This is a genomic window from Nocardia sp. NRRL S-836, from assembly GCF_001279525.1.
GTDB lineage: Bacteria > Actinomycetota > Actinomycetes > Mycobacteriales > Pseudonocardiaceae > Lentzea.
The window spans coordinates 38,126-54,673 of the sequence record NZ_LGDY01000105.1 but is presented as its reverse complement, the minus strand read 5'-3'; the positions used below and the strand labels follow the sequence as shown (position 1 = coordinate 54,673).

The 16,548-nt window shown below is 71.2% G+C and carries 14 protein-coding genes; 8 read left to right on the top strand and 6 right to left on the bottom strand.

Going from position 1 to position 16,548, the window contains the following annotated elements; translation table 11 throughout:
• Positions 1 to 7 precede the first annotated feature (7 nt).
• From ADL03_RS23710 to ADL03_RS23685, 6 genes are all read left to right on the top strand, one after another.
• Entirely contained in the window at positions 8 to 1,537 is a 1,530-nt protein-coding gene (locus ADL03_RS23710) for an ABC transporter substrate-binding protein (protein ID WP_053735731.1), read from the top strand.
• The gene (locus ADL03_RS23705; RefSeq protein WP_197288590.1) at positions 1,534 to 2,478 is read left to right on the top strand and encodes an ABC transporter permease; all 945 of its coding nucleotides are present in this window, start codon (positions 1,534 to 1,536) and stop codon (positions 2,476 to 2,478) included. Before ADL03_RS23710 ends, ADL03_RS23705 begins: the two co-directional genes overlap by 4 nt.
• Positions 2,475 to 3,248, top strand: a complete 774-nt coding sequence (locus tag ADL03_RS23700; RefSeq protein ID WP_053735729.1) for an ABC transporter permease — start codon at positions 2,475 to 2,477, stop codon at positions 3,246 to 3,248. The genes ADL03_RS23705 and ADL03_RS23700 overlap by 4 nt, the downstream gene beginning before the upstream one ends.
• A complete protein-coding gene (locus tag ADL03_RS23695; RefSeq protein ID WP_053735728.1) occupies positions 3,245 to 4,663 on the top strand; it encodes an ABC transporter ATP-binding protein in 1,419 nt (472 codons plus the stop codon). The genes ADL03_RS23700 and ADL03_RS23695 overlap by 4 nt, the downstream gene beginning before the upstream one ends.
• Positions 4,660 to 5,250, top strand: coding sequence for a GNAT family N-acetyltransferase (locus ADL03_RS23690; protein ID WP_053735727.1), 591 nt, complete (start codon positions 4,660 to 4,662; stop codon positions 5,248 to 5,250). The genes ADL03_RS23695 and ADL03_RS23690 overlap by 4 nt, the downstream gene beginning before the upstream one ends.
• Before the next feature lie 557 nt (positions 5,251 to 5,807).
• A complete protein-coding gene (locus ADL03_RS23685; RefSeq protein ID WP_082373413.1) occupies positions 5,808 to 7,493 on the top strand; it encodes an RICIN domain-containing protein in 1,686 nt (561 codons plus the stop codon).
• 55 nt (positions 7,494 to 7,548) lie between these two features.
• On the opposite strand, the gene ADL03_RS23680 is transcribed toward ADL03_RS23685, so the two are convergent.
• Positions 7,549 to 9,111 (bottom strand): translation factor GTPase family protein, encoded by a 1,563-nt coding sequence (locus tag ADL03_RS23680; RefSeq protein WP_231642170.1) that lies wholly within the window; start codon positions 9,109 to 9,111, stop codon positions 7,549 to 7,551.
• 189 nt (positions 9,112 to 9,300) lie between these two features.
• On the opposite strand from ADL03_RS23680, the gene ADL03_RS23675 reads away from it, so the two are divergent.
• Entirely contained in the window at positions 9,301 to 10,263 is a 963-nt protein-coding gene (locus ADL03_RS23675) for a threonine/serine dehydratase (RefSeq protein WP_157529128.1), read from the top strand.
• Positions 10,264 to 10,333: 70 nt separating this feature from the next.
• Here ADL03_RS23675 and ADL03_RS23670 read toward each other — a convergent pair whose 3' ends face one another.
• The 4 genes from ADL03_RS23670 to ADL03_RS23655 all read right to left on the bottom strand — a co-directional run bounded on the left by ADL03_RS23670 (position 10,334) and on the right by ADL03_RS23655 (position 14,387).
• Positions 10,334 to 12,196 (bottom strand): DUF1996 domain-containing protein, encoded by a 1,863-nt coding sequence (locus ADL03_RS23670; RefSeq protein WP_053735724.1) that lies wholly within the window; start codon positions 12,194 to 12,196, stop codon positions 10,334 to 10,336.
• A 174-nt stretch (positions 12,197 to 12,370) separates the two neighbouring features.
• Entirely contained in the window at positions 12,371 to 13,153 is a 783-nt protein-coding gene (locus ADL03_RS23665) for a three-helix bundle dimerization domain-containing protein (protein WP_231642168.1), read from the bottom strand.
• Positions 13,154 to 13,421: 268 nt separating this feature from the next.
• A complete protein-coding gene (locus tag ADL03_RS23660) occupies positions 13,422 to 13,658 on the bottom strand; it encodes a hypothetical protein (RefSeq protein ID WP_053735723.1) in 237 nt (78 codons plus the stop codon).
• 225 nt (positions 13,659 to 13,883) lie between these two features.
• Positions 13,884 to 14,387 carry a MarR family winged helix-turn-helix transcriptional regulator gene (locus tag ADL03_RS23655; RefSeq protein WP_053735722.1) on the bottom strand — a complete coding sequence of 168 codons (504 nt, stop codon included), beginning with the start codon at positions 14,385 to 14,387 and terminating at the stop codon, positions 13,884 to 13,886.
• Between the two features lie 155 nt (positions 14,388 to 14,542).
• Here ADL03_RS23655 and ADL03_RS23650 point away from each other — a divergent pair, with 155 nt between their 5' ends.
• Positions 14,543 to 15,487, top strand: coding sequence for an NADP-dependent oxidoreductase (locus ADL03_RS23650; RefSeq protein ID WP_053735721.1), 945 nt, complete (start codon positions 14,543 to 14,545; stop codon positions 15,485 to 15,487).
• A gap of 171 nt (positions 15,488 to 15,658) precedes the next feature.
• Here ADL03_RS23650 and ADL03_RS23645 read toward each other — a convergent pair whose 3' ends face one another.
• Positions 15,659 to 16,474 (bottom strand): SDR family oxidoreductase, encoded by an 816-nt coding sequence (locus ADL03_RS23645; RefSeq protein WP_053735720.1) that lies wholly within the window; start codon positions 16,472 to 16,474, stop codon positions 15,659 to 15,661.
• Between the last annotated feature and the right edge of the window lie 74 nt (positions 16,475 to 16,548).

The window sequence follows — 16,548 nt, the reverse complement described above, 5'->3', positions numbered from 1 at the left end:
AACCAGAATGTCCCTGAACCGCCGCGGTTTCCTCGGCCTCACCTCCGGTCTGGCGGTCGGCACCCTCGCGGGGTGCGGCGCCGGTGCGGCCCCGGCGGCCTCCACCCCGCGCACCGGCGGCCGGCTCCGCGCCGCGTTCGCCGGTGGTGGCGCCAAGGAGGTCCTCGACCCGCACCTGGCCAACCTGTTCGTCGAGGCCGCGCGGTCGAAGGCGATGTTCGACAAGCTCGCCGACCTCGGCGGTGACGTGTCGCCGCAGCCGCGGCTCGCTCAGAGGTGGGAGCCGAACGTGGACCTGACCCGGTGGCGGATCACGCTGCGCCAGGCGGCGTTCCACGACGGCAGACCGGTGCGAGCGCAGGACGTCCTCGCGAGCTACGCGCGCATCCTCGACCCGAAGCGCGCGTTCCGCGCCAAGTCGAGCCTCGCGCTGATCGACCTGCCGAACAGCCGTGCCGTCGACGACCGCACCGTGGAGTTCGCGCTGAAGCGGCCGTTCGGCGAGTTCCCCAACGCCCTCGCGGCGTTCGGCGCCTACATCGTGCCCGAGGGCGCGGAGGACTTCACCGCACCGGTCGGGTCGGGGGCGTTCCGGTTCGTGTCGTTCGAGCCGGGCCGGTCCGTGCTGCTCAAGCGCAACCCGGACCACTGGGAGGACGCGCCGCTGCTGGACGAGCTGGAGTTCGTGATCGCCAACGAGGAGTCCGCGCGCACCAACGCGTTGCTGGGGGGCCAGGTCGAGTACGCGCACGACCTCACGCCGACCACCGCGCGCGGCAACGCCTCCGGCGACCGGATGACGATCCACCGCTCCCCCAACAGCGCGGTGCAGGCGTTCGCCATGAAGGTGGACCGGGCCCCGTTCGACAACCGCGACCTGCGGGAGGCGCTGTTCCTGCTCGCCGACCGGCCGCAGCTGGTGGAGTCGGTGCTCGCGGGCAGCGGGCAGGTCGGCAACGACCTGTTCGGCAAGGGCTACCGGCACTACGCCGACGACCTGCCGCAACGGGAACGCGACCTGGACAAGGCGAAGTTCCTGATCCGCAAGGCCGGTGCGGAGGGCCTGGTGGTCAAGCTCGACACCTCGACGGCGGCGGCCGGCATGGTCGAGGCCGCCACGGTGTTCGCCGACCAGGTCAAGGGCTCCGGCCTGACCATCGAGGTGGTGCAGGGCAACAAGGACAGCTACTGGGCGGACACGCTCAAGAACGGCTCCCTGTCGAGCTTCCGCTCCGGTGCCATGCCCATCGAGACCCACATCGCGCAACGCCTGCTCAGCGGTTCGGGCACCAACGTGACCAGGTGGGCGCGGCCCGAGTTCGACGCGCTGTACGAGAGGGCGGTGTCCACTTCGGACCCGGCCGCGCGCACCCGGGCGTACCGGGAGATGCAGAGCGTGCTGCACGCCGAGGGCGGCTACCTGATGTGGGGCTTCGCCGACTGGATCCTGGGCGCGAAGCCGACCGTCGGCGGGATCTCCACCGCACCGGCCAACACGCTGGACTGGGCCCGGTTCGACAAGGTGTGGCTGGGGTGAGCCTCGCGTCCTACACGGCCCGGCGGGCCGCGCTGGGGCTGGTGCAGGTGCTCGCCGTGGTCACCCTCGTGTTCTTCCTGGTGGAGGCCCTGCCGGGAGACGCGGCGGTGGCGTTGGCCGGTGACAACCCGGACCCCGCGCGGATCGCGCAGATCCGTGCGGCCATGGGCCTGGACCGGCCGACGGCCGAGCGGTTCGCGCAGTGGCTCACCGGGTTGCCACGGCTGGACTTCGGCGTGTCACTGGTGTCGGGGCGGCCGGTCGCGGAGTTCCTGTCGAGCGGGATCGGCCCGACCGTCGTGCTGGCGGCGCTGACCCTGGTGCTGCTGGTCCCGATCTCGGTGCTGGTCGGGGTGCTGGCGGCGGTGCGCGAGGGCAGCCTGCTGGACCGGGCGCTGACGTCGGTCAGCGTGGCGCTGCACTCGATCCCCGAGTTCGCGCTCGCCGTGGTGCTGATCGCGGTGTTCGGCGTGCGGCTGGCCTGGCTGCCGCCGACCGCGGTCGGCGCGGACCTGGCCGCCCAGCCCGCCGTGCTGGTGCTGCCGCTGGTGGTGCTGCTGGCCCGGCCGATCTGCTCGATCAGCCGCCTGGTGCGTGCGGGGATGGTGGACGCGCTGGCGTCGGACCACGTGCGTCACGCCCGCCGGCTCGGGATCGGTGAGACGCGGGTGCGGTTCGCCCACGCTCTGCCCAACGCGCTGGCACCGGCGGTGCAGCAGGTCGCGCGGACCACGGACTGGTTGCTGGGCGGGGTGATCGTCGTCGAGGCGGTGTTCGTGATCCCCGGGCTCGGCACCGTGCTGGTGGACTCCGTGGCGGCACGCGACCTGCCGGTGGTGCAGGGCCTGGCCGTGGTCTTCGCCGTCACCACGGTGGCCGTGAACCTGCTGGCGGACCTGGTGGCGTTCCGGCTGGCACCACGCGCGGAGGTGGTCGCGTGAGGCGCGCGGGTGTCGGCGGGTTGCTGATCGCGGTGCCGCTGGCGCTGGCGCTGCTGGGACCGCTGTTCGTGCCGGACCGGCAGACCCGCGGCGCGCCGTTCGTGCCGGTGGGGCCGCTGGGCACCGACTTCGTGGGCCGCGACGCCTGGTACCAGGTGCTCGCGGGCGGCCAGACGGTCGTGCTGGTGGCGTTGACGGCCACCGCCGCGTCCTACCTGGCCGGTGTGCCGTACGGCGTTCTCGCGGCCACCGCCCGGCTGCGGCTGGTCGACGAGGTGCTGATGCGCCCGCTCGACGTGCTGCTCGCGGTGCCGTCGCTGCTGGTGCTGATCCTGGTGGCCGCCATCGCCGGTCAGGGTCTGCTCGTGCTCGTCGGTGTGGTCACGCTCGTCAACTTTCCCGACGTCGCACGCCTTTCGCGCGCCGCGGCACTGGAGATCTCCGGACGGCCCGCGCTGGAGGCGATGCGCATGCAGGGCGAGTCGTGGTGGCAGACCTCGATCGTCTACACCGGACGGTCGATGCTGCGCACGCTGGCGGCCGACGTGGGCGTCCGGCTCACGGCGGCGCTGTACCTGGTGGCGTCGGCCAGTTTCCTGGGTGTCGGCGTGCCGCCCGACGCGGCGGACTGGGCCGTGATGGTGGACCGCAACCGCGGCGGGTTGTTCCTGCAGCCGTTGACGGTCGTGGTGCCCGCGCTGCTGATCGTCGCGTTGTCCGTCGGGCTGAACCTGGTGTTCGACCGCGCGTTGCGGCGGGTGCGCACGTGACCCCGGTCGTGCACGTCGAGGGCCTGCGTGCCGAGGCGGGCGGGCACGTGTTGCTCGACGGCGTCAGCTTCGCGTTGTCCGCGGGCCGGGTGCTCGCCCTGGTCGGTGCGTCGGGCAGCGGCAAGACCACCACCGGCCTCGCCCTGCTCGGTGAGCACGCTCCCGGCGTGGCGGTGAGCGGACGCGTGGAGGTGCGTGGACGCGTGGGGTTCGTGCCGCAGCAACCGGCCTCCGCGCTGAACCCGGTGCGCCGCCTGGGCGCCGTGTTCCGCGAGATCGCCGCGCTGCACGACGGTGCTCCCGCCGACCTGGTCGGCACGGCGCTGCGGCGGGCGCGGGTGCCGGCCGAGCTGTTGCGCCGCTACCCGCACCAGCTCTCCGGTGGGCAGCAGCAGCGCGTCGTGCTCGCCCAGGCGCTGGTCGGTGACCCGGCGGTGCTGGTGGCCGACGAACCCACCACCGGGCAGGACGCCCTGACCCGCGCCGAGGTCGTGGACGAGCTCGCAGCCGTTGTGGCGCAGGGTGTCGCGCTGGTGCTGCTCACCCACGACGTGGAGGTGGTGCGGGCGCTCGCCGACGAGATCGTGGTGCTGCGCGCGGGCCGGGTCGTCGAGGCCGGATCCGCTCACGAGCTGCTGAACACCCCCCGCGAGGACTACACCCGCGCGTTGCTCGACGCCACCCCGCAGGCGTTCGCCGAGGTCCCCGAACGGGCGCCGCGGCTGCGGGTGCGCGGCCTGACCGCACGGCACCGCAACACCACCGTGCTGCACGACGTGGACCTGGACGTCGGCGAACGCCTGGCGGTCGTCGGCCGCTCGGGCAGCGGCAAGACGACCCTCGGCCGCTGCCTGGCCGGTCTGCACCAGCAGGCCACCGGCGAGGTGCTCCTGCACGGCCGGCCGCTCGCGCGGTCGTTGCGCCGCCGGTCGCGGACCGCCCTGGCCGCTGTCCAGTACGTCTTTCAGGACGCGCGGGGCTCGTTCGACGAACACCGCCGTGTGCTGGACCAGGTTGCGCGAACAGCGGTGCGGCTGCGCGGGATGCGGGCAGCGGACGCCCGTGCCGCGGCACTCGCCGCGCTGGACCGGGTCGGCTTGGACGAGGAGGCGGTGTCGCGCCTGCCACGCGGCCTGTCCGGTGGCGAGCTGCAACGCGCCGCGCTCGTGCGTGCCCTGCTCGCCGAACCCGAGGTGCTCGTGTGCGACGAGATCACCTCGGGCCTGGACGCGGTCACCCGCGCCGGGTTGCTCGACCTGCTCGCGAGCGTGCCGTGCGCGCTCGTGCTGATCAGCCACGACCTCGACGTCGTGGCCCGTCTCGCCGACCAGGTGGTCGTGCTCCACGAAGGGCGCGTCGCCGTGCGCGGTCCGGTCGCGACGACCCTGGACGGCGCGAAAGAGAGGATGAAGTGAACAAGCACCACAAGGCAGCGGACGTCCACCCGGCCGGCCCCTACGAGGTGCGGCCGGCGACCCACGCCGACCTGCCGGGCGCCCGCAGCGTCATGCTGGACACCTTCTACCGCGAGTTCGGCCACGGCTACCGGCCCCAGTGGCACGCCGACGTGATCGACCTCGCCGCCACCTACCTCGACACCCCGCGGCACGCGCTGTTCGTCGCGGCCTGCGGGGACGAGGTCGTGGGCACCACGGCCGTGCGGGCGCAGGGGCCGGCGAGCCCACCGCATCCGGCGTGGCTCGCGCAGCGCTACGCCGGCGACCGGACGGCCCAGCTGTTCCGGGTGTACGTCCGCGCCGAGCACCGGCGCCGTGGCCTGGCACGCGAACTGGTCGGCGCCGCGGTGCGGTTCATCGCGGAAACCCCCGGCTACGAACAGATCTACCTGCACACCGACACGCGGGTGGCCGGTGCGGAGGCGTTCTGGCGCTCGGTCGCGGTCGAGGTCTGCGACGCCCGCGACGGCGACCCCGGCCGCAACCAGACCGTGCACTTCGAGATCCCCGTCCCGGCCCTCGCCGGTGCGCTCGACCGGAGATGACGTCGGCCGCTCCGCAGCGGAACACCACCCGTTCTTGATCGCGGTCGGGCGCGCATCGGCGCCCGGCCACGATCACGACGCTCGCCCGACTCCAGTGCCAAGTCCGCTGTTGCCACGGCACCGCGCCCGAGGCCGCGTGCGCCGCGAGGCCGTTCGCCATGCCCCGCATGAAGTCCTGGAGGTAGTTGGGGAACGCCTCGCCCATCTCCCCGGCGACCTCGTAGGTGCCGTGGTCCAGACTGAATGCGTGAGAGTGCGGTCCACCGGTCCGGAATTGCGGTGGAGCAGCCGCCACTCGGCTGACGGGATTCATGGTGGTGAACCAGGGAATGGGCCGTTTTGTTCACGAGTGTGACCAGCGGATATTTCCGCACTCACACCGTTGATCGATTCGACATGCGCTGACCTGTTCATTCGATGCGTTCGATTGCGAGCATCGACTCCACCAGCATTTTTCTGCCGTTGACCGCACGCCGAGAACGCTCCTAGCATCCGACGGGAAACCGCCGCGCTTCTGACCGAATCCCTTCCTCTCACCGTTGAGAAGTGGAGTTCCCATGGGCATTTCGGAACAGCGCCGGACGCGACGACGCCGCGTCCGCGCGGGACTGGTGTCGGGCGGTGCCGTCGTCGCGCTCGTCACCGTTCTCGCGGCGTGGCCCGGCTTCGCCGCGAACGCGAACGCCGCGGGCACCTACGTGCTGAAGAACGCCGGCAGCGGCCAGTGCCTCGACGCGGGCACGAGCCCGTCGAGCGGGACGCAACTGCGGCAGCAGGCGTGCGCGGGCCAGGAGTGGGCGCTCACGGAGGTCAGCGGCGGGGTCCGGATCACCGCGGGCGGCCTGTGCATGGGCGTGCGCGACGGCTCGACGAGCGCGGGCAAGCCCGTGCAGCTGGAGACGTGCACCGGTGCGGCGAGCCAGGTCTGGGCGCTGACCCCGAGCGGCACCGACCACCGCCTGGTCAACGCCAACGGCGGGAAGTGCCTGAACGTCAAGGACAACGCCACGACACCGGGAGCGTTGATCCAGACCAACTCCTGCGACGGTGCCACCACGAAGCAGTGGACGCTCACCCCCGCCGGCGGTCCGACCAGCACGACCACGTCGACCACCACCACAACCACGACGACCACGACGACGACCGGCACGCCACCGACCAACGCGCTGTACGTGTCGCCGACCGGTCGTGACAGCGCTTCCGGCACGATCTCCGACCCGACCACGCTGACGTCCGCGCTTCCCCGCGTGGCCGCCGGTGGCACGATCTTCCTGCGTGGCGGCACGTACAGCTTCGCGCAGACCGTGACGATCCCGCCCACCAACAACGGCACCGCCGGTGCCCTCAAGAAGCTGACCGCGTACCAGGACGAGAAGCCGGTGCTGAACTTCTCGGCGCAGACCGAGGACCCGGCGAACCGGGGCCTGGCCGTGAACGGCTCGTACTGGCACGTGTACGGCATCGTCGTCGAACGCGCCGGGGACAACGGCATCTTCGTCGGCGGCAGCCACAACATCTTCGAGCGCACGATCACCCGGTTCAACCGCGACACCGGCCTGCAGCTGTCCCGCATGTTGTCGACCACGCCGAAGGACCAGTGGCCGTCCTACAACCTCGTCCTCAGCGCGGAGTCGCACGACAACGCCGACTCCGACGGCGAGGACGCCGACGGGTTCGCGGCCAAGCTCACCTCCGGGCCCGGCAACGTGTTCCGCTACTCCGTGGCGCACAACAACATCGACGACGGCTGGGACCTCTACACCAAGTCGGACACCGGACCGACCGGCGCCGTCACCATCGAGGACTCGCTGGCGTTCAAGAACGGCACCCTGAGCAACGGCGGCCAGGCCGGCAACGGCGACCGCAACGGTTTCAAGCTCGGCGGCGAGGACATCGCCGTCAACCACACGATCACCCGCACGATCGCCTACGACAACGGCAAGCACGGCTTCACCTACAACCGCAACCCCGGTTCCATGACGGTGTCGAACAACCTCGCCATCGACAACGACGAGCGCAACTTCAACTTCGAGGCGGGCAGCTCGGTGTTCCGCACCAACACCTCCTGCCGCAGCAGCAGCGGGAGCAACGACAAGGTCGTCGGCAACGCCGACTCCTCCAACCAGTTCTGGGCGGGCACCAACGGCTCCCGGTGCTCCGGCTACTCCGGAGCCCTCGGCTGGTCGTTCGCCTCCGGCGGCAGGCTCGTCGTGACCCTCGGCGGCAAGCCCGTCGTGCTCTGACGACCCGCGCGGCCGGGCCGGCGCTCACACCGCGCCGGCCCGGTCACCGCACACCTCAGGCGTAGTGGTCGAACTCGCTCTCCAGCACGCCTTCCCCGCGGGTCAGGGAGGGCAGTCGCCGGTGCAGCTCGTGCACCCGCGCCGCCGGAACGTGTCCTTCGAGGACGGTCGTGGTCGTCGTCAGCGGAACCGCACCGGCCTTGCCCAGCGCGACGAGCACCGCGGCGAGCGTGTCCGCCGGGACCTCCAGCCGGAAGCGGTGCACCGGTTCGCACGTCACGGTTCCGGCTCGGTGCAACGCTTCCCGCAGCACGATCGGGGCGAGGCCGCGGAAGTCGCCGGCCGCGCTCACCGGCGAGAAGTAGCCGGAGTGCGTCATCGTGACCGTGCAGTCGTGCACCCGGTCGGCGCGCAACGCGTCCCGCACGGCGTCCTCGGTGGCACGGAAGAAGGCGAGGGGCAACGAGCCCAGCTCCACCTCCAGCCGGAACTCCTCCGGCCCCGGTTCCACCCGCAGCCCGATCGTGGCCGCGTAGGGGTTCTCACCGAGGAACCGCACCGCCGCACCGACGCCACGGGGACGTGCCACGCGGACCGTCCTCGTCTCGCGGAACGTGACGGCGACGCCGTACTCCAGGGCGAGCGTCGCCTCGATGACCTCCTTCTGCACCTCGCCGTACAGCGAGACCACGACGTCGTCGCCGTCGAGCCGCAGGTTGATCAACGGGTCCTGCTCGGCGAGCTGCCGCAGCGCCGAGTGCAGGGCCACCCGGTTGTCCGACTCCACCACGGTTTCCAGCGTCGGCGGCGCGAAGTGGTGGACGCGGTCGCGCCGCGCGGCGCCGATCGTGTCGCCGATGCGGACGTCGAGGCCCCAGAGCTTCGCGATCTGCCCCGCCCTGGCGGTGGTGCGGCGCGGTGCCGAGCCGCCCTCGAACACCGCGATGGCGGTGACTTTTCCTTCGCTGTCACCGATCCGCACCCGGTCGCGCACCCGCACGGTCCCGGAGAACAGCCGCACGAACGCGACCTTCTCCCCCGCCCGGCCCCGTTCGACCTTGAACACCGTGCCCGACAGCGGGCCGTCGACCTGGTCGGTGACCGGCAACGCCGACGTGACACCGGCGACCAGCTCGTCCACCCCGGCACCGGTGATCGCCGACCCGAAGTAGATCGGCACGTCGGCCGCCAGCTTCTCGGCCACCTGGCGCGCCACGCGTTCCCCGTCGGCGCCGCGGCGGTCCATCTTGTTCACGAAGACGACGGTCGGGATCTCCAGGCGCCGCAACGTGCGCATGAGCACGCGGGTCTGCGCCTGCACGCCCTCCACCGCCGACACCACCAGCACGGCGCCGTCGAGCACGTCGAGCACCCGTTCCACCTCGGCGATGAAGTCCGGGTGGCCCGGTGTGTCGATCAGGTTGACCACGACGTCGCCGACGGCGAACGACGCGACGGCGGACTTGATCGTGATGCCGCGCTGCCGTTCGAGCGCGAGCGAGTCGGTCTGCGTGTTCCCCGCGTCCACGCTGCCGAGTGCGTCGATGACACCGGCGGTGTGCAGCAACCGCTCGGTGAGGCTGGTCTTACCAGCGTCGACGTGAGCCAGGATCCCCAAGTTCAAGGTGCGCGACAAGCGTCATGTCCTCTAGATAGGCAACGAATACCTTCTGGGTGAACACGAACGCCTCGCGCATGTGCCTCTCCTCGTCCAGTCGACTGGTCTCGGGCAGTGGACCAGGCCACGGCCTGCGACGCAACCGAGTTTCCGGCCCTTTCGCGCCGGACCGCTGGATACGATCCCGGAGTGCCCGAGACGCGGCTTGATCTCGACCGGATCCGCGCGGCCCGCCGCATGATCGACCCGGTGTACCTGGACACGCCGATGTACCGGTGCGATGCGCTGGGACGCCGGCTCGGCTGCACCGTGAGCGTCAAGCTGGAGACGGCGAACCCGGTGCGCAGCTTCAAGGGCCGCGGCACCGAGCTCGTCACCGGCCTGCTGACCCGGCAGGGTCGCACCGCCGTCGTGTGCGCCAGCGCCGGCAACCTCGGCCAGGCACTCGCCTGGTCGGGTCGCCGCCGCGGCCTGGATGTGACGGTCGTGGCGTCGGTGAGGGCTCCCGCGGCGAAGCTCGACCGGATCCGCGCGCTGGGTGCGGAGCTGGAACTGGTGGACGGCGACTTCGAGATGGCCCGCGAGCGGGCCGTGCGCATCGCGTACGAGCGCGGCATCCGGTTGCTCGAGGACAGCCTGGACGTCGAGACGTGCGAGGGCGCCGCGACGATCGGGCTCGAACTCGCGGACGTCGGGTCCGCGTTCGACGCCGTCCTGATCGCACTGGGTGGCGGTGCGCTGGCCACCGGCGTGGGCCACGTGCTGAAGACCCTGGTACCCGCGGCCGAGGTGATCTGCGTGCAGCCGGCGGGCGCACCGGCGCTGACCCGCTCGTGGCACGAGCGGCGCGTCGTCACCACGGAGACGACCGACACCATCGCCGACGGCGTCGCCGGCCGGTTCCCCATCCCCGAGGTCCTCGGCGACCTCCTGGAGGTGGCGGACGACGCCGTGCTCGTGCGCGAGTCGTCGATCATCGCGGGCATGCGGCTGCTGCTGGAGAACACCGGTCTGGTCGTGGAGCCCTCGGCGGCGCTCGGTGTCGCGGCCGTCCTCGAAGACCGCGACCGGTTCGCCGGCCGGCACGTCGTCACCGTGGTCTGCGGCGGCAACGTCGACCTCGACGCCTACCACCGCTGGGTTCGTTCCTGACGCACGGGTGGAGCTTCCCTTTGACGGTCAGGGAAAGCTCCACCCGTGCGGGGTCACGCCGGAGCAGGGGTCAGGAGCACTTGCGCCCGTCGTTCACGCACTTCACGATCTTCGCCATCGTCTCCTCGGAGTTGACGTTCGCGAAGTCGTTGTGGTCGGAGAACGGGTTGTGGTTCTCCTCCGGGAACGCGTCGAGCTGGTACTGGCCCTTCTGCTGGACGTCGCGGGAGATGTCGTAGGAGATGCTGATCCGCAGCTGCGGGATGGCGCGGAAGCCCTGCGGGCAGGCGCCGGTCTTCTTGTCGGCGAACCGGACGTGGTCGCGGTGGTTGGCGCTGTCGGCGTTCTGACCGTCCCAGCAGCCCGCGAAGTCGTGCACCCGCATGACCTTGCTGCCGTTCGGGCAGATCACGTACTTGTCGGACAGGCGGTCATCGAAGCCGCTGCACGTCCACGTCGCGCGGGCGTTGGCGGGGCCGCGGCTGGTCGGCTTGGCGTCACCGGTGACCATCTTCAGGAACTTCGGCATGGCCGTGACCTTGCTGGTCGCGTTGCCGCGGTACTCGATCTTCACCTGGGCCGGTCGGACGATCTTGCCGTTGTTGCCGACGAGCTCCAGGTTCTTGCCACTGGGCGCGGCGAGCGGCGGGGCGGTGGTGGTGGTCGCACCGCCGTTGTTGTTGCCGCCGTTGCCGTTGTTCCCGTTGCCGTTGTTGTTGCCGCCGTTGTTGTTGCCGCCCTCGTTGTTCTCGTTCAGGCCACACGGCGCGAGGCGTTCCAGCCCCTGCGGCCGCTCCGCGTTGCGGCCGATCGCGATCGCGATCCGGTCGAGCGTCGCGACCCGCTTGTCCTTCAACGGCCCGAGGATCGCGTTGTCGACGAAGTTGGGGCCGCCCTGCCCCTTGGTGGTCACCAGGCGCTGGTTGGCCTCGGCGATCTGCTTGTCCAGCAACGCGAGGTTGCGGTCGACCTCGTCGACGGCCTGGTCCGGCACGCCGGGCAGCGCACCGCGCACGGACGGGCACTTGATCGTCGGCGTGGCGGCGTCCTGCTCGGCGCCGTTCTGCTCGGCGCCGTTCTGGCCGGCCTGCTGGAGAACGCCGTCCGCGGCGAACTTGCGCGGCTTCGAGTGCTCGCCGTGGCCCGCACCGCCGTGGTTGCCGTGGCCGAAGCGCAGGTCGCAGTCGGCCAGCGAGACCAGGTTCGGCTTGCGCGCGGACCGGCCGATGGCGATCGCGATGCGGTCGAGGGTGGCGACCCGCTTGCTGCGCAGCGGACCGAGGATCGCGTTGTTGACGAAGTTCGGGTCGGCGGGGTTCTCGTTGCGCGCGACGCGCTCGTTGGCTTCCTTGAGCTGCTGCTCCAGCAGCTGGAGGTTCCTGGTCACCTCGTCACGGACCCGCTGCGGCACGGCGGGCAGCCGGTCGCCGACGCCGGGACACGCGACCTCGCCCGGTCCCGTCTCCTTGACCTTGTCCGGAGTGGAGCCGACGTCCTGCGGGTTGGCCTTGGGGTTGATGCGCAGGACCGGCCAGAAGTAGGATGAGCGGTCACCGTTGCGGCAGGTCGTCTCGGAGTCGAGCAGGCTGTCGTCGGTCGACTCGGCGCTGATCGAGAGGTTGCCGACGAAGTCGTGCACGTGCTGGGCACCGTGCTTCAGACCCGGCTGGGCGACCGGGTTGTCGGCGCTGAACTTGCCCTTCTCGTTCGTGCCGCAGTCGACCGTGAACACACCGCCGGCCCCGTTCTGGCCGACCTCGGGGTTCACGACGTTCTTGTTCACCCGCTCGATGGGCACGAACGCGCCAAGCGGCGCCGGCTCACCGTCCTTGGCGGCCAGCGCCACGGTGGCCGTGGCCGCCGCGACCACGGCCACCGCCGACAACGAGGCGATCAGGCGGAACTTCCGTCTGTCGACTGTGCGGTGCGTCATGCGTCCTCCTCGATCGTGCCGTGCATGATCGGGAGTACGTACAAAGCCGCTCGGCGGCTCAACCGCGAACGCACTGTCGAATGATTCGACTGTCACGCACCCGGCGTCCGGTGGGCGGCAGCCCCACGACGCGACCGGACGATCAGTCGAGGCGATGAGGTCCGTGATCGTGGTTCAGAACGCGCGGCGCAGCAGCCGGTGCGTGCGCCGGACCGCGGCCAGGCGTTCATCGCCGTTCAACGCGAGGGCGCGCACGACCGGGTCGTCGGGTCCGCGGCGCTGCCGGATCTCGGCGAGCCGGCTCTGCACGGTCGTCGGCTGGCCGTCCGGACCGGTGCTCATGTCGCAGTACCAGAGCGCGTCGCGCAGCCGGCCCTGGTTGTCCGCGAACTCGCGGAGGGCGCCGGCCAGGCCGGTCAGCTCGGCGACCGCGGCGGCGCCGGAGTGGTAGGCCACCAGGCCGCACACGCGGTCCTGCACACCGGCCCGGCGCAGGTAGCGTGCCCCGTCCAGCGGGTGCAGGCCGGTGTCGGCGAGTTCGGCCGCGTAGCCGATGTCGTGCAGCCACGCCGCGGCGACGAGCAGGTCGCGGTCCGGCGCCGGCAGCACGCGCGCCACGTGTTCGGCCCGGCGCGCCACACCGGCCGTGTGAGCCCAACGGCGGGGCAGCTCGGCAGCCAGCAGGCGCCGTGCGGTGTTCCGCGCCCAGGTCGACAGCGATGTTCCGGCCGGCTGCGGCGGCACCGACGGGAAGGTCAGTGCGGCTGCCCGCACCTCGCGGGCCACGAACAACGGGACGTACTCCTGCAGCCGCGCGCCGCCGAAACGCGACCGGGCACGTTCGATCCACTCGTGCACGAGGCTCGGCGGCACCTCGTCGTACTCGCGGACCAGCCTCGACTCCAGGCGCCGGATGCGGTCGTCCGCCTGGTTCCCAACCTCCGCGGTGGTCGTCACGCGGTCCACCGTAGGCCCTCGCCGCGAGACGACGACAGGCCTCTGCCACCCGGTGCTGGCGCGGCGCTCAGCCGTGGGGGTCAGCCAGGCGTCACGCCATTACCGATTTTCGCCGTCTCGTCGCGCGGAAGAACACAACGGCCGATCCCCGAAGTATCAGCCGGTCCGGTGCAACGACCTCAACGGCAGGAACGGAGCCCAGCGTTTCCGCAACGGCCCCGTTCCACCACCACGACAACGACGCAACCGGAGGAAACGTCGTTTCACATCACTTGTCGTCGGGGTTTCCGCACAGGCCGCTGTCGTTGTCGGACAGCACCGGCACCGCGATGACGTTGACGTCGATGAAGCAGGCGTTGATGTCGCTGAGGATCTCGGTGTCGTCCAGGTCGACCAGGCCGACCTGCTCGGTCACGTCGAGGTCGGGGGTGTCGGCCAGCGCCTGGGAACCAACACCGAGGAAAGCGCCCGCGATGGCGAGGGCCGCTCCTGCCTTCTTCAGCACGAAAATCTCCTAGAACAGTTGTGATCGATCAGGATTGGGCAAGCAACTACACCGGCCGCAACGCCCGAACCGTAGCGAGACCACCGCGGAACTCTGAAATCCGTCATCACGCGATCGTGTGAATAGTGGCGCTCATTCACACGATCGGGTAAATCGGGGCGTTCGACAGCCGGAGAATCCTCGTCGTTTCACACCTGGACGAGAAAACATCTGCTATTGGGCCGGTCAGGCCTTGCCCTTGCGCCGGCGGGGTGCGGCGGAACGGGGTGGCGTCGACCGCATGTGGTCGCGCACCGGCGCCAGCAGCCCGGCCAGCGCCTGGACGTCCTGCCGGGAGAGCGGCTCGAAGAGCAGGCCGCTGACGACCTCGACGTGACCGGGCAGCACCCGCGCCAGCAGCGCGCGGCCGGCGTCGGTGATCGTGACGGTGACGCTCCGCTCGTCGTCGGCCGAGGGGGCACGTACGACCAGGCCCGCCTTCTCCAGCAGCCCCGCCTGGTAGGTCAGGCCGCTGCGGCTGTAGACGACGCCGTCGGCCAGGTCGGTCATGCGGTGGCTGCCCGTGGGTGAGTCGCCGAGCCGGGCCAGCAGCTGGAACTGCACGTAGCTGAGGTCACCGGCCTCCCGCAGCTGCTGCTCGACCGCGTGCCGGAGCAGGCTGGTCACCTCGACGAGGGTGAAGTAGGCGCCGAGCTGGACCGGGTCGAGCGACGGCGGCGGAGCGGACATGGCCCGAGTTTACTGCTTCGAATTCGAAGGAGCCGACCCAGCACGAAGACCACCCTGGGTGCCGCACGTCACTTGCTTCGAATTCGAAGCAGCTGTAGCGTCGTCCGCAGTTGCTTCAAGTTCGAAGCAACATCCGCGAGTCAGGGAGACCCCCGATGAAGGCAGTGCGTTTCCACGAGTACGGCGCCCCTGAAGTCCTGCGCCACGAGGACGTGGAGGTGCCGGTACCCGGCGCCGGCCAGGTGCTGGTCCGCGTCGCCGCGACGTCGTTCAACTCCGTCGACGGCAACATCCGCGGCGGCTTCATGCAGGGCCCCATCCCGGTGGAGCTGCCGCACACCCCCGGCCTCGACGTCGCCGGCACGGTCGACGCGCTGGGCGAAGGCGTGGACGGGATCGCCGTCGGTGACGAGGTCGTCGGCTTCCTGCCGATGAACAGGCCCGGTGCGGCCGCCGAGTACGTGCTCGCACCGGCCGAGGCACTGGCATCGGCACCCAAGAGCATCTCTCTGCCCGATGCGGCCGCACTGCCGGTGGTGGCCCTCACGGCGTGGCAGGCGCTCTTCGACCACGGCAAGCTGACCGCCGGGCAGCGCGTGCTGATCAACGGCGCGGGCGGTGCGGTCGGCGGTTACGCCGTGCAGCTCGCCAAGGGCGCCGGTGCCCACGTGATCGCCACGGCCAGCCCGCGCAGCAGTGCCGCGGTCGAGGCAGCCGGTGCCGACGAGGTCGTCGACCACACCACGACGAGCGTGACCGCGGCGGTCACCGAGCCGGTGGACCTGGCGATCAACCTCGCGCCGGTCGACCCGGCCGAGCTCGCCGCACTGGCCACGCTGGTCCGGCCCGGCGGTGCCGTCGTGAACACGACCGTGTGGATGCCCGCGCCGTCCGACGAGGAACGCGACGTGCGCGGTATCGACCTCTACGTCCGCAGCGACGCGGCTCAGCTGGCCGAGCTGGTGGCCCGGGTCGACAGCGGCGAGCTGCGCGTCGAGGTCAGCCGACGGGTGCCGCTGACCGAGCTGCCCGCACTGCACGCCGAGGCCGCCACGGGCGCGGTGATCGGCAAGGTCGTCGTCCTCTCCCCCACCGCCTGACGCCGCTCCTCACCGAGAAAAGGGCCATGACACTGGCCCGATGACCGTCGGCGGTGTCGCGCGCTCTGGGAACCGGTCATCGGCGCGATCAGCCCGGTGCCCGCCCGAGTTCGACGCCATCGCGTCCACCTCGGACGTCACTCGGCGCGATGGCCGACGGGCTGCGGGTGCTCAGACCAGGTCGACCACCTGGTGCAGGCGCAGGCGGCGGTTCAGCGCGCCGGTGACGCGGGTGACGGCGGTGCGCGGGAGCAGGCGGGCCGCCCAGGTCATCCCCCGGTTCACCGCGCGGCCGGGGTAGGAGACGGCACGGCGTCGGGCGTAGTCGTCGAGCAGCCTGCGCGCGACGACGTCCGGGAGGTCGGCGAAGGCCGGGTCGATCGTGGCCGAGGTGCCGTCGAAGAACCCGGTCGCGATCGCGCCGGGGTGCGCCGCCATCACGTGGACGCCCGTGCCGCGCAGCTCCTCGGCGAGGGCCTCGGTGAAGAACAGCACGAACGCCTTGGTGGCGGCGTAGACGGCCTGGTACGGCATGGGCTGGAAGGCCGCGGTGGAAGCGACGGTGACGATGCCGCCCGTACCGCGCTCGACCAGGTCGCGGCCGATCGCGTGGGTCAGCTCGACCAGGCCGCCGGCGTTGAGGTGGATCGAGCGCAGCTGCGGGTCGAGCGGCCGGTCGAGGAACGGGCCCGCGCTGCCCGCACCGGCGTTGTTGACGAGCAGGTCCACGGTCAGGTCGCGTTCCCGCAGCGCGCGCAGGACCTCGCGCGGGCCGTCGGCGGCGGCGAGGTCGGCGGTGATCACCTCCGGCCGCGCGTCGCCGTGCCGTTCCCGGAGCTGCCCGGCCAGCTCGCGCAGATCGCCCTCGGAGCGGGCGAGCAGGACCACCCGCGCACCCCGGCGGGCCAGTTCCAGCGCCAGCTCACGGCCCAGCCCCTTGGACGCGCCGGTGACCAACGCGGTGACACCGCGGTACCCGTGGCTCACAACGGCCTCCTTTACTTCGAGTCTCGAAGCACCAACGCTAGCAGAGTACTTCGAGACTCGAAGAATCAGTAGGA